This is a genomic window from Polynucleobacter sp. (assembly GCF_018500155.2).
Taxonomy (GTDB): Bacteria; Pseudomonadota; Gammaproteobacteria; order Burkholderiales; family Burkholderiaceae; genus Polynucleobacter.
In genome coordinates this window covers 1-13,283 of the sequence record NZ_JAHBAK020000063.1, presented here as the reverse complement: position 1 = coordinate 13,283, position 13,283 = coordinate 1, and the positions used below count along the sequence as shown (strand labels likewise).

Annotated in this window: 15 protein-coding genes and 2 tRNA genes; 6 read left to right on the top strand and 11 right to left on the bottom strand. The window is 46.2% G+C overall.

What is annotated here, in order from left to right; all coding sequences use genetic code 11:
• The 6 genes from KIH43_RS07535 to KIH43_RS07510 all read right to left on the bottom strand — a co-directional run.
• Nucleotides 1-276: LrgB family protein (locus KIH43_RS07535; protein ID WP_297719379.1), on the bottom strand; the 276-nt coding region annotated here is incomplete at its 3' end.
• Nucleotides 269-622 (bottom strand): CidA/LrgA family protein, encoded by a 354-nt coding sequence (locus tag KIH43_RS07530; protein ID WP_297719376.1) that lies wholly within the window; start codon nucleotides 620-622, stop codon nucleotides 269-271. The genes KIH43_RS07535 and KIH43_RS07530, both read right to left, overlap by 8 nt.
• Nucleotides 623-643: 21 nt before the next feature.
• A complete protein-coding gene (gene purU / locus KIH43_RS07525; protein ID WP_296969187.1) occupies nucleotides 644-1,498 on the bottom strand; it encodes a formyltetrahydrofolate deformylase in 855 nt (284 codons plus the stop codon).
• Between the two features lie 77 nt (nucleotides 1,499-1,575).
• Complete coding sequence (locus tag KIH43_RS07520; protein WP_296969188.1) at nucleotides 1,576-1,929, bottom strand: hypothetical protein; 354 nt, start codon at nucleotides 1,927-1,929, stop codon at nucleotides 1,576-1,578.
• Nucleotides 1,930-1,944: 15 nt separating this feature from the next.
• On the bottom strand, nucleotides 1,945-2,352 hold the full coding sequence (locus tag KIH43_RS07515; RefSeq protein WP_296969191.1) for a surface-adhesin E family protein: 408 nt from the start codon (nucleotides 2,350-2,352) through the stop codon (nucleotides 1,945-1,947).
• A gap of 79 nt (nucleotides 2,353-2,431) precedes the next feature.
• Complete coding sequence (locus tag KIH43_RS07510) at nucleotides 2,432-4,888, bottom strand: penicillin acylase family protein (RefSeq protein ID WP_297719373.1); 2,457 nt, start codon at nucleotides 4,886-4,888, stop codon at nucleotides 2,432-2,434.
• 135 nt (nucleotides 4,889-5,023) lie between these two features.
• Between KIH43_RS07510 and KIH43_RS07505 the strand changes: the two genes are divergently transcribed.
• Nucleotides 5,024-5,112, top strand: a tRNA-Leu gene (locus tag KIH43_RS07505).
• 44 nt (nucleotides 5,113-5,156) lie between these two features.
• Nucleotides 5,157-5,624: a hypothetical protein gene (locus KIH43_RS07500; RefSeq protein WP_297719370.1), complete on the top strand. Its 468-nt coding sequence runs from the start codon at nucleotides 5,157-5,159 to the stop codon at nucleotides 5,622-5,624.
• Nucleotides 5,625-5,653: 29 nt separating this feature from the next.
• Here the strand turns inward: KIH43_RS07500 and KIH43_RS07495 are convergent, their stop codons facing one another.
• From KIH43_RS07495 to KIH43_RS07475, 5 genes are read right to left on the bottom strand one after another with little or no spacing between them, the layout of a single operon-like run.
• Nucleotides 5,654-6,067: a biopolymer transporter ExbD gene (locus KIH43_RS07495; RefSeq protein ID WP_296969200.1), complete on the bottom strand. Its 414-nt coding sequence runs from the start codon at nucleotides 6,065-6,067 to the stop codon at nucleotides 5,654-5,656.
• Nucleotides 6,068-6,069: 2 nt separating this feature from the next.
• Nucleotides 6,070-6,762, bottom strand: coding sequence for a MotA/TolQ/ExbB proton channel family protein (locus tag KIH43_RS07490; protein WP_296969202.1), 693 nt, complete (start codon nucleotides 6,760-6,762; stop codon nucleotides 6,070-6,072).
• 5 nt (nucleotides 6,763-6,767) lie between these two features.
• Nucleotides 6,768-7,460 carry an energy transducer TonB gene (locus KIH43_RS07485; protein WP_296969204.1) on the bottom strand — a complete coding sequence of 231 codons (693 nt, stop codon included), beginning with the start codon at nucleotides 7,458-7,460 and terminating at the stop codon, nucleotides 6,768-6,770.
• Complete coding sequence (gene murI, locus KIH43_RS07480; RefSeq protein WP_297719366.1) at nucleotides 7,457-8,278, bottom strand: glutamate racemase; 822 nt, start codon at nucleotides 8,276-8,278, stop codon at nucleotides 7,457-7,459. Before murI ends, KIH43_RS07485 begins: the two co-directional genes overlap by 4 nt.
• A gap of 29 nt (nucleotides 8,279-8,307) precedes the next feature.
• The gene (locus KIH43_RS07475; RefSeq protein ID WP_296969210.1) at nucleotides 8,308-9,831 is read right to left on the bottom strand and encodes a fumarate hydratase; all 1,524 of its coding nucleotides are present in this window, start codon (nucleotides 9,829-9,831) and stop codon (nucleotides 8,308-8,310) included.
• A gap of 184 nt (nucleotides 9,832-10,015) precedes the next feature.
• Here KIH43_RS07475 and acs point away from each other — a divergent pair, with 184 nt between their 5' ends.
• The 4 genes from acs to KIH43_RS07455 all read left to right on the top strand — a co-directional run.
• Nucleotides 10,016-11,989, top strand: a complete 1,974-nt coding sequence (gene acs / locus KIH43_RS07470; protein WP_297719361.1) for an acetate--CoA ligase — start codon at nucleotides 10,016-10,018, stop codon at nucleotides 11,987-11,989.
• A 68-nt stretch (nucleotides 11,990-12,057) separates the two neighbouring features.
• A tRNA-Ser gene (locus KIH43_RS07465) sits at nucleotides 12,058-12,148 on the top strand.
• Nucleotides 12,149-12,259: 111 nt separating this feature from the next.
• The gene (locus KIH43_RS07460) at nucleotides 12,260-12,523 is read left to right on the top strand and encodes a hypothetical protein (RefSeq protein WP_297719360.1); all 264 of its coding nucleotides are present in this window, start codon (nucleotides 12,260-12,262) and stop codon (nucleotides 12,521-12,523) included.
• Nucleotides 12,524-12,588: 65 nt separating this feature from the next.
• Nucleotides 12,589-13,283 (top strand): amidohydrolase family protein (locus KIH43_RS07455; protein WP_297719357.1); only part of this gene is annotated, 695 nt, incomplete at its 3' end.

Here is a 13,283-nt window from a genome sequence, read left to right as displayed (position 1 = left end):
GTAAATCGGGATCGCCAATGAAACAGTCGCAGAGCCTAATAGAAAGTGAATAAATTGGGCGCCTTCAAAATAGGTAGAGTAAGGCATGCCAATGAGTTGGATTGTGGTGGCAACTATCAAGATTGCAATTGCGACGGGGTTTGCCAATGGATTTTGGGTGGTGCGTTTGTAGATCGTAAGACCAACTTGGTAGGCAGCTAGCGTGATGAATAAAGCAAAGAGCGGACTACCAGAGAGATAGACCCAAATTTCAACAATAGAATGGTTCTCACTCATCGTGCGCTTTCGTTCTCTCACTGAGCAGGCGAGCAATCAGAGCGCTTGAGCCAATAGTCAAAACTACGCTGCCAATAAGAGCAAAAAGAATGGCATACGCATTAGCTTTGAGTTGCGGCAAAAATAACACTACGCCAACAGCAGCTGGTACAAAGAGTAAGCCGAGATATTGACTAAAACCATCTGCCACCATGGCTAACTCGGTATTGATTCCTTTGCGAAAGACTAGCCATCCCACGAGTAGTACTAAGCCAATAACGGGTCCAGGCAGGGTGGGCAAGAAGAATTTAGATGCGAGCTCCCCAATACTTTGAAACAGCAAAATTTGAACCAGGCCGGATATCATGAAGCGGCCTGGGTTCTGTTGTTAGTCTGAAAAAACAACGGAAGTTGCGCCATTGATCAGCACTCGGTCATGCAGGTAATAACGCAGAGCGCGAGATAGCACAGTGCGCTCTAGATCGCGACCTTTTCTGACTAAATCATCTGGTGTATCGCCATGTGTTACGCGGGTGACATCCTGCTCAATAATGGGACCCTCATCCAAATCGCTGGTGACAAAGTGAGCTGTAGCACCGATGAGTTTGATACCCCGAGCATGCGCTTGATGATAGGGTTTTGCGCCTTTAAAGCTTGGCAAGAATGAGTGATGTACGTTAATGCAACGTCCTGATAACTTGGTGGATAGCTCATCGGACAAAATTTGCATGTAACGCGCCAGAATCACCATGTCTACTTTTGACTCGGCAATAATTTCCAATAATTTAGCTTCTTGAGCAGGCTTAGTTTCCGGCGTTACCGGTAAGTGGTAAAAGGGTATGTCTGCAAAATCAATGCTTGCATAGACATCGCGAGGATGATTTGAAACAATGCCACAAATGATCATGGGTAATTCACCGATGCGCCAGCGATAGAGTAGGTCTACTAGGCAATGATCTAATTTAGATGCCATGATCAAAACGCGTTTTAAATCTTTTACTGCACGTAGATTCCAGTTGAGTTCAAAACGTTTGGCAATCTCGGTAAATCCAGAGCGTAAGGTGTTGCCATCAGTTGGGCAGCTAAAGCTCACTCGCATAAAAAAACGTTTGGATGCTTTGTCGTCAAATTGCTGAGCCTCCTCAATGTCGCCGCCTGCTTGAAAAATATAAGTAGATACAGCAGCCACAATGCCCGGTTTATTTGGGCAGGTGAGCGTAAGGTAGTAATTTTCAGTAGTCATTGCAAGTTTCGGTGATGGTCGTAAACAAAACCAATTTTAGCCCTACACAACAATGTTTTCAGGGGGAAGCCAAAGGCTTACTTGGTTGCTTCTGTTGGTAAATCGGCTGGGCCAGCTAGTGGGGCGCTGTTATCAATGATTTTGGGCATGACAACATCTACGCAGATCGCTTTACCATTCAGAATATGAAAGAAGCTGCACTCCTTTTTGGTGGCTGCTGAGGCGGCATGCTCTAGGGGAGACTTACCCGTCGTTGCGGTGGAGGCAAGGCTAGTGGCTGTCATGGGATTTGCCACTGCAGCAGTGGTCATCGTCGTACCGGCAGAGCTTGCCGCTGCAGTGCTCGTTGTGCCCAATGCTGCTAAAGGTGCTGCACAACCCTGGACAAGACCTATCAATGCGAAAGGGGCAATCGTCCAGGAAATCCGCATGGGCGGAGATGAGGCTTATTTTTTGAGAGTGCAGACAGTGTTAAAGACACCTGCTGCCCAAGTTTCACTCACAACCGGCTCAAACTTGCTGTCTGGTGTGTTGCTTTCTGAAACCAATTTGCCGGATCCCTTGCCACCAGAAAATTCTTTGAAAGCAATTGGGCGATAGCTCACATTAGGGCAATCAAATTCATTTAAGCCAATGATCGAGAGTACTGTCTCGCGATTTTCTGGGTTGACGCCAGGTTTTTTGAAATCGAGCATGGACATAATCTGCACTTTTTCACCTTGTGTTCGTACCGTGTCTAGATCAACGGAGACAATCATTAATTCATTGGAGCCGAGCTCCTTCCATGCGGCTAACGCATGAGTATAAGAAAAGAGTAGGGCGATAGATGAGAGGCTAATGAGAATTTTTTTCATAGAGAAACTTTACTTTGCAAGAATTCAATTAGGTTAAGTCGATATAGAGGGTATTTTATACGCCGTTACGGCAAGGCCATTACTTATTTACCAGCTCCAAGCTACGTTTGATGTTTTGGGGCTTCATTTGTAGGGGGAGGTATTCATTCTTTGCCCAAAGCGGCATCATATTGCGATAAAAATTGCTCTGCACCCAGCCAGATTGACCGGATTGAAAGATAAAGAGTGATTTGTCCAGATCCGCAAGATCATAGATGGCTCTCAAACTTGGGGCCTGCAGTGTTTCATAGGGTTGATCAGAGCGTAAGAGTTCGAGTCTGCCCACATTAATCGTATTACTGTCACCCGGAAACGGGGTGCGTAGATTAAAGAGTTTTCCCAAGATAGGAATTTTGCTAAAGGGACGGTGTTCTGAGATGGCAATATGTGCGCTACCCCAAGTCCATTTGCTGGGATCATTGCCATATTCCTTACTCAAATATTCCAATGCTTTGTTATAGGCATCATTGGATGCATCAAGACAAGTTTCCTGTGCTTCAGTTTTGGGGTTATCGCACCAAGGACTGTTGGGATTTTGAATTTGTCCTAGAAGTGCACCGCGATAATTGCGCTCACCGTATGTTTCATGAAAGATATATCCCAGCCTCGAGAATAAATTGCGAGTGAGGTGATCTGCCCAGGCATTAAAAATGAGTGCACCTACACTATCTACTCGCATGTTGCCATCGAAGTTTTTGGATAGCTCAACCGCTTTGCTGCCTAATGGGTGAGTAGGGGTGCTTGCTTTAAAAAGTGTTAACAGAGGAATGGACGTGAGTGAAAGAGTGTCAGCCTGCATCATCTTCATGTTATCGATGTCATGACTACTTTTAGCTTTAATCAGATCCACAATGCGCTCATAGCGTGCTGACAAATCCCAGTCTCCAGTGAGTGGATTGGGGTCATTGGCCGCAATAATGCGTTGATTAGCTGTTGCAAGCCAGCCCTGTTCAGGATTATGACTACTGGGCAGTTGCTCAAAAGGTACGTAACCATGCCAGTCATATTGTTTATCCCAGCCTAATGCTGGTGCAACACCGTAGAGCCCATGCCGAAGTTGACGTTTGGGCGCGACACCTGCAGCTTGGTAAGTAATATTGCCGTCCACATCTGCCATCACTACGTTTTGCATCGGAGCATAATTTTTACGTAGCAAATGTCTAAACGAATCCATGTCTTTGGCGCGATTCAGTTCAAGTAAGCCCGCGACAGATTGGTTTTCTATGTCTAATGCAGTCCAGCGCAATGCTAAAGCAAAGCGATTGGTATCTATAGCCCGCTTCGCACGAGCATATGAATCTGAAATGACTGGACCGTGACGCGTTTCTCTCACGAGGAGATTGACAGATGGGGCGCCCTTCACATCAATGATTTCTTGACGCACTTTAAATGCTAGTGGACCATCGGGGCCGCGATACATCCCCGTATTTTGCGTATCAATCTGTTCGATATAGAGATCTTGTACGTCAGGGTTGGTGTTGGTAAAGCTCCATGCGTAATTTTCCGCTCGGCCCAATATGACTGCTGGTATGCCGGGGAGAGTGCCTCCCAATACATTCAATCCAGGAGCATCTAAATGAGCAAAATACCAAATTGCAGGAGCGGATAAACCGAGGTGAGGATCATTGGCCAATAAAGGCTTACCGCTGGCAGTCAGTTTGCCGCTAAGCGCCCAGTTATTAGAGCCAATGCCATCTTTACTGCCAGGAATATCAATGTCAGAGAGCTCGGTTGCTGGTAATTTTTTGGAGCGGCTATTCACAGGGCCAGCCTGAGGGTTAAATACATTGAGATCTTTGTATAGCTTGGCAAAATCCATGGTTGTTACCGGCTCAGCTTCAAATGGTGGCATCACCTCCCAAATTTGCTTAGTCGATAAAACACGCGAAAGCTCAAGTCTTTGTAATTCCTTATGCCAGTTGCCACCTAAATCTAAAGCCATCATCAACATCCATGCCACACTATCGGTGGGTGACCAGTGGCCTGGTTTTGATCCCGTCAGAAAATACTCGATGGGTAATGCCCAACCTAGATGTGCATTACCTGCATTAACACCATCAGCATAGGCTTGCAGCAATCGTTTCGTAGCTACTGGGTATTTATCAAATTGATGTTCAGCCGCACGCTTAATACCCATAGTGCGAATAAAGCGATCAATATTGATCGTTTCACTACCTAGAATCTCTGAAAGACGCCCGCTAGCAATGCGACGGTTCATCTCCATTTGCCAAGAGCGCTCTGTAGCATGCAAGTAACCAAGAGCAAATAATGCATCAGACTGGCTATTGGCTTTGATGTGAGGAATATCTACTTCATCAAAGGAGATGAGAACGTTATCTCCTAAGGCTTTAATACTTCTTTTGCCGTGAGGGGTGGTTTGCGCGGCATATAAATATGCCATGGTTATGCCAAGGGCAAGTAATGCTGCAAAACCAAGCGTCCAAAATACTGGACGTAATAGCTTGCGTACACCCGCCATATTGCTGATGAATTTCATCAAGGTATTTTAATATTGTTGTCCTTAGGCTTTCCCAAGCCCTAGGTGATAAGGGCTTCTTCGGGGCAGGTGGTCTGACATGCTAAAATTTGGTTTGTCTTGATTTATTTTGCGCGGCAGTTACTGCTTGTGCGAGCCCGAGTGGTGAAATCGGTAGACACAGCAGATTTAAAATCTGCCGACTCAAAAAAGTCGTGCCGGTTCGATTCCGGCCTCGGGCACCACCACCTTCCATAAGATATTGAAGATTCAATTGCATCATCACGTTATGCGTTTATTCAAAATCTTGCTTGTTTCCTTGCTGTCTGCTTCTTCATTTTCTGCTTGGGCATTAGAAGAGATTCATTTGCATTGCAAACGCTATGAAAAGAGCTATACGGAAGAATATGAAATGAAGATTGTTCCGGCTCTAGCCAATCGCAAAGCGAAAGTGTATTTAGATGAACGCGATCTGGATCGATCTGATGAATATGGACACCAGCTAGTCAAAAGCGTGACGCTAGCACGCCCTAAAATTGTAATTTGGGTTGAAGCCAGTTTTGCCCCTGAAGTTGTGACAGGTGTTTCTTATCCTGCAGGAACGGTTTCAACGCAAATCAGTATTGATACAAATACGGGCAAGCTGAAAAAAACAGAGAGGATTCAGGGCGGCATTCTTGGTGCCACCATGGGTGATGGCACGCGCTTTAGCGAAGAAGATTGTCTTTTATCTCCCTCGCCCAATAAAGCGAAGTAATTTTCGCTAAAGGGAGAACTGTTAGAGCCTTAATCAGGCTCGGTAACAAACCCTAATTTGGTAAGACCTGCGCGGCGTGAAGCGGCTAGCACTTGAGCAACGTACTCGTATTTAACGGATTTGTCAGCACGCAAATTAATTTCTGGTTGGGGATCTTTTTGCGCAGCCTTTTCTGCATAGCCATCAAATGTCTTTAAGTCAATCGGGGTGCTATTCCAAAAGATTTGACCTTTAGCATCAATGGATAACTGAATAGACTCGGGTTTAATTTCATTGCGAACACTACTTGCTTTAGGTAGTTCGACTTTGACAGCTTGTTGGATCACTGGCAATGTAATGATGAAAATGATGAGGAGCACCAACATCACATCCACCATAGGTGTCATGTTGATTTCCGCCATGATGGCGTCATCATTTTGATCGTCTTGCATATGAAAAGACATACTTATTCTCCGGACTTCACGCGTGCGCCAGTGACAAAGTAGGCAAGCAAGTCATTGCCGAAGCGATTGAGATCGGCAACAAGTAGTTTGTTAGCTCGATTGATGGCATTAAAGCCCAATACCGCAGGAATCGCTACTGCTAAGCCTAAAGCGGTCATGATGAGCGCTTCGCCAATGGGGCCGGCCACTTGATCAATTTGTGCGCTACCAGAACTGCTAATGGAGACCAGCGCATGGTAAATGCCCCAGACGGTACCAAACAAACCAATAAAAGGGGAGGTAGAGCCTGTTGATCCCAGAAACGTTAAGCCTTTTTGTAAGCTGGCTGCAATCCCATCGATGCTATTTTTAATGCTGCGTGCCATCCACTCGGAATAGTTCAGTGTTTGCAATAGTTCACGATGGTTGCTGGCCTGACTTTGGTGGTGAACCGAGGCGCTACTGGCTAGCTTTGCAATCTGAAAGTAGGGATTCATCGTTGGATTGCTAAAGGAATGCATGCCTTGCTCAAAGGAGGTGGCATGCCAAAACTGCTCAAGCTCTGGCTTGAGTTTGCGCAAGTTCCGTAATTCCCAAAAGCGGCTAAGCAAAATAACCCAAGTAATGATTGAGCACAGCAATAAAACAATTGCCACAAAGCGAGTGATGGCATCACCCTCAAGCCAAAGATTTGCAATTCCAAATGGTGTATTCATGGTAATTAATTCTTGAGATTAAATTTGATTAAAAGATTGGTAGAAATACGTTGCGGTGTTCCGTTGACCAAGAATGGTTTAAAGCGATAACGTCGTCCGATATCAGTTGCTGCTCGATCAAGTCTGGGGAAGGAGCTCGACTGCAAGAGAGCAACATCCTCAACTTCGCCATTTTCTGCAATGATCAAGCGCACCACCACAGCCCCTTGTTCGCCAGACCGTTTAGAGAATGACGGGTAGTACGCATCTGCATCGGGTTGATATACGACAACCAGTTTACCAATGTCTGTCTGAATCGGTGTGCCGCTGGCGCCACCAGTCGTAGCGGGTGCCACAGCGGCATTTTGCATTTGACTTTGCGTATTGGATTCATTCTTCTGTTGCGGAGTACTTGTTTGTGTCTGCTGTGGAGTAGGCTTTTGCGAAGGCTTTTCTTCCACCGTTTTCTTTTTCGGCTCTTCTTTTGGTTTGGGTTTGGGCGGTGGTGGGGCAGGGGGTTGTTGACTTTTATTAGCAGCAGTATCTGGACTAACTAAATTTGCCATGACCCGCGCATCATCCATTTTGGGTGGCTTGGTAGTGAAATGCAAAAACTCGAGAGCAGGTAAAGCATGCAAGACCAAAACAATCGCAATAATGATGCGTTCTGTTTTTGTGAACGGTAAATGTGCATCCAGTTTTTGCAATAGAGTGCTCATTCAACTAGCTCCAAGGGAGTTGAGCTCACATCATGAAGCTGAAGGTCGCTACGCATTAAATCCTGGGCCATATTGCGCAGAGCAACATCGTCTTTGCTGCTAATAAAGCGAACTGCACCATGTTCTTGTTTTGAACTATTCGCGAATTTTTTAGATTGTTCTAAGGTTTCAAGTTGACGCTTTAACTGCCTAACAACTGCATCACTCGTATCGATGAGCGTAATGGAATCGCCTAATAATTTGCGAATCGCCTTTCTTAAGAAAGGGTAGTGCGTGCATCCTAGGACAAGGGTATCGGAACCGGCGTCTTGTATGGGCTCTAGGTGCTTGGCCAAAAGATCGAGCGTTTCCTCGCTGTCGGCTTTGCCAGCCTCGATCAGAGGTACTAAGCCCGCACCTGCTTGTTTAATAAAGCGGCATTCGCTAGGCAGGGTCGCGAGTAGTGCATTGAATTTATCGCTTTTGAGTGTCGCTTCAGTAGCAAGCACTCCAACCACACCATTTTGGGATTGCATTGCTGCAGGCTTAATCCCCGGCTCAACACCTACTACAGGAATGTTTACTTGCGCACGAATGTGTTTGATGGCTTCCGCAGTAGCGGTATTGCAAGCAACCACAATTGCGTCGCAGTTTGCCCGTGCTAAGAACTGACAGAGATGCAGGCTGCGAGCAGCAATCCATTCGCTCGATTTCTCACCATAAGGTGCGTTGGCAGAATCCGCAAGATAGATGTAGTCGTGCTCAGGGAGTTGGCGTAGGGCCTCATCCAAGATGGATAAGCCACCTACGCCAGAATCAAAAACGCCTACGAGTGACAAGCTAATACAGTCTCAAGCTGGAAAGGCTATTAAGCAATCTTGACAGGAATATTGCCAATTTTTGCTTGCCATTCCTTAGGCCCCGTCTCGTGCATCGAGATGCCTTCAGAGTTCACCGCAACGGTGACTGGCATATCTTTTACATCAAATTCGTAAATGGCTTCCATACCAAGATCAGCAAAGCCAACAACCTTAGAGCCTTGAATTGCCTTAGATACTAAATAAGCGGCACCTCCAACGGCCATGAGGTAAGCAGACTTGTGTTTTTTAATCGCCTCAATCGCAACGGGTCCGCGCTCTGCTTTACCAATCATGGAGATCAAGCCAGTTTTGGACAGCATCATTTCAGTGAATTTATCCATACGGGTGGAGGTAGTGGGACCCGCTGGGCCAACTACTTCATCGCGCACAGGATCCACGGGTCCTACATAGTAGATCACACGATTTTTAAAGCTCACTGGCAATTCTTCGCCTTTAGCGAGCATGTCTTGAATGCGTTTATGTGCAGCATCACGACCAGTCAAAATCTTGCCGTTCAGTAACAAAGTCTCGCCAGGTTTCCAGCTCGCCACTTCTTCGGCAGTGAGGGTATCCAAATTAATACGTTTAGATTTTTGTACATCTGGCGTCCAGGTGACATCTGGCCAATCAGACAAGGATGGAGCTTCTAATTTTGCAGGACCATCACCATGTAAATGGAAGTGAACGTGGCGAGTTGCCGCGCAGTTCGGAATCATGGCTACGGGCAATGACGCAGCATGGGTGGGGTAATCCAAAATCTTAATATCGAGAACTGTTGATAAGCCGCCTAAGCCTTGAGCGCCGATACCCAATTGATTTACTTTTTCATAGAGCTCAAGGCGCAGCTCTTCAACGCGGTTCTTTGGACCGCGTGCGATCAGTTCTTGGATATCGACTGGACCCATCAACGCTTCTTTGGCTAATAACATGGCTTTCTCTGGAGTGCCACCAATACCGATACCGAGAATGCCGGGAGGGCACCATCCAGCTCCCATGGTAGGAACTGTTTTCAGAACCCAGTCAACAATAGAGTCAGAAGGATTGAGCATCACCATCTTTGCTTTGTTTTCTGAACCACCACCTTTAGCAGCGCAAATGACTTCAACGTCATCACCGGGTACTATTTCGTAATGCACTACAGCGGGGGTGTTATCACCGGTGTTTTTACGTTTACCTGCAGGATCGGTTAATACGGAAGCGCGTAGCGTGTTATCTGGATTAAGGTAAGCGCGACGCACACCTTCATTGACCATTTCAGTCACACTCATCGTGGCATCGGGCCATTGCACATTCATACCAATTTTGAGAAAGACCAAAGCAATGCCCGTATCCTGGCATAGCGGGCGGTGACCTTCTGCACACATGCGGCTGTTGGTCAAAATTTGCGCGATGGCATCTTTGGCCGCCTCTCCTTTTTCAAGAGAATATGCCTTGCCCATGGCTTCGATGAAATCCTTGGGGTGATAGTAGGAAATAAACTGGAATGCGTCGGCAACGCTTTGAATCAGGTCGTTTTGTTTGATATTGGTCATGGTTTTAGGCTAATTTCCACAAGATTAGTAAGGTTTCCCCTATTTTAAGGGTTTGCCATAGAGCAAATCCCAAGTGTTTTCACTTATCTTCGAGAGTCTTGAGGGTGAAAACCCGTCATTTTGTGTCATTTTGCGTGTTTTATAGCGCAAAAAATATTGATTATTTAATAGAGGGCTGTGAAGCATGGAACCATTAAAGCAAGAAAATCGCGTTTTTAACCCACCAGCAGATTTTGTAAAGGGTGCGGCTATTCCAGGCATGGACGCCTATAAAAAGTTATGTGCTGAAGCTGAGAGCGATTACAACGGTTTTTGGGGTCGTCTTGCAAAAGAAAACATCTATTGGAAAAAGCCTTTCACTAAAGTTTTAGATGAATCTAAAGCGCCTTTTTACAAGTGGTTCGAAGACGGTACAACCAACGCTTCATATAACTGTTTAGATCGCCAAGTTGAGGCTGGTCTAGGCGATAAAACTGCCATCATCTTCGAAGCGGATGACGGTACCGTCACTAAAGTTACTTATAAAGAGATGCTCGAGCGCGTTTGCAAAATGGCAAACGCATTACGTAAGCTCGGTATCAAGTCTGGTGACAGCGTCATCATTTACATGGCGATGACCATTGAAGGTATTGTGGCAATGCAAGCATGTGCTCGCATTGGTGCAATTCACTCCGTAGTATTCGGTGGTTTCTCAGCACAAGCTTTGCGTGATCGCATCATGGACGTTGGCGCTGTTGCAGTCATCACTGCTGACGGTCAATTCCGTGGCGGTAAGGCATTGCCATTAAAAGCAATTTGCGATGAAGCACTCTCTACCGGCGAATGCCCTAAGGTAAAGCATGTCATCGTTAGCAAACGCACTGGTGCTGATATCAGCATGACTGCAGGTCGTGATGTGTGGATGCAAGATATTGTGGCTAACGAAGCTACTACTTGTGAGCCAGAGTGGGTCAGCGCTGAGCACCCATTATTTATTCTCTACACCTCTGGTTCTACTGGTAAGCCAAAGGGTGTTCAACACTCTACAGGCGGATACCTTTTGTGGGCTATTCTCACAATGAAGTGGACATTTGATATCAAACCAAATGATGTGTTCTGGTGTACTGCAGACATTGGTTGGGTAACAGGTCACTCCTACATTACATATGGCCCATTAGCAGTAGGTGCCACTGAGATTGTGTTTGAAGGTGTGCCAACCTATCCAAACGCAGGTCGTTTCTGGGACATGATTCAGAAACACAAAGCCACCATTTTCTACACAGCACCAACTGCAATTCGTTCATTGATCAAAGCTTCTAGTAGCGATCAAGCAGTGCATCCAAAGAGCTTTGATTTATCTTCATTGCGTCTTTTGGGTTCTGTTGGCGAGCCAATCAATCCTGAGGCTTGGATGTGGTACTACGAAAATGTTGGCGGCTCACGTTGCCCGATTGCCGATACCTTCTGGCAGACTGAAACTGGCGGTCATATGATTTCGCCATTGCCAGGTGCAACTCCCATGATTCCAGGTTCATGTACATTGCCATTGCCAGGTATCCAGGCAGCCATCGTGGATGAAGCAGGTGCCGATGTTCCAAACGGACAGGGCGGTATCTTGGTTGTGAAGCGCCCATGGCCTTCTATGATTCGCACCATTTGGGGCGATCCAGATCGTTTTGTGAAGTCTTATTTCCCAGAAGAATTGGGCGGCAAGCTCTATCTCGCTGGTGACGGCGCAATTCGTAATAAAGACACTGGCTACTTCACTATTACTGGTCGTATCGATGACGTATTGAACGTTTCTGGCCACCGTATGGGAACAATGGAAATTGAATCTTGCTTAGTAGCAAACCCATTGGTTGCAGAAGCTGCGGTAGTGGGTCGTCCTGACGAACTTACTGGTGAAGCGATCTGCGTATTCGTAGTTCTCAAAGGCGGTCGCCCAACAGGTGAAGAAGCCAAGAAGATTGCTACAGAATTACGTAACTGGGTGGGTAAAGAGATTGGTCCAATTGCAAAACCAAAAGATGTGCGCTTTGGTGACAATTTGCCAAAAACCCGTTCTGGCAAGATCATGCGCCGTTTATTGCGCGTGATTGCTAAGGGCGAAGAGGTTACACAAGATACTTCTACCTTGGAAAACCCAGCGATTTTGGAGCAACTCAAAGAGTCACTCTAATTCGCCAAAGCAGTATTGGGCGGTATTTGGGGTGCCACCTTTGCGGCAATCGTATAATCAACGGTTCCGGAAGGGTGGATGAGCGGTTTAAGTCACACGCCTGGAAAGCGTGCGTAGGTTAATAGCCTACCGCGGGTTCGAATCCCGCCCCTTCCGCCAAGTTGTATGAGAAAGCCACCTTCGGGTGGTTTTTTTGTTCATAATTGAGCAAGAGATTTACCTTGCTTAGCGCCTACTGAATCCATGATGAATAAAAAATCTTTACTGCTCATGTTGTTTTCCCTTGCTGGTTGCGCCACTCAATCGGGCACTTGGATCAAGACAGGAATTACGCAATTGCAATTTAATCAAGATAACTATGCTTGCCTTCAAGAGGCTCAACAACCATTTGGTTACAGCCAAGGGGGCTATGGTTGGGGACCAGCATGGGGTGGATGGAATGGATATTCTGGCGTGCAAACGAATCCTGAGTTGTATTCAGCCTGCATGAAAGCGCGCGGCTATTATTGGCAGCCAGACAAGATGCCTAGTTAATATAAGAAATAATCAAGACCGATTTACTGTCCAATCATTTCATTATGAAAACTGAAAGCCTCTTCATGAAACACTTTATTCAAATAGCACTGATTACTACTGGGCTTATTGGCTCGCATCAAGTGTCAATGGCCGCGTCTGCAAAAGCAGCGGATACCATTTTCTATGGTGGGCCGATTGTCACAGTCAATGCGAAGAACGAGGAAGTGCAGGCTCTAGCAGTGCAAGATGGAAAAATTGTCGGTCTTGGTAAAAAGGCGGCCGTTTTCAAAGATTGGCAAGCCAATACGACGAAGATGGTTGATTTGCAAGGTCAAACCTTGATGCCAGGTTTTGTTGAGCCGCATGTTCACATTATGATGACGGCATTGACTGAAGAGTTATGGCTCAATTTATCGAACTTCTCAGCGCAATATGACACCCTAGATACTTTGAGTCAAAAACTCAAAGCGCATTTAAAGACCCTACCAAAGGGTCAGTGGTTGGGTGCCTTCGGTGTTGATCCTTCCCGCACCAATCCCTTCATGGCTGAGTTAACTGCCGATGTTTTAGATAAGGTTTCAACCGATGTTCCCATTATGGTGATTAATCAGTCTGGCCATATTGCGTATGTCAATCACAAGGCTTTTGAGTTGGCTGGTATCAACGATAAAACGCCTAATCCAGGTGATGGCGGTATCTATATGAAAGATGCGCAAGGTCGCTTGACTGGTGTGGTGGTTGAGCCTACTGCCATTTTGTCGCTGATTAAAAAAATGCC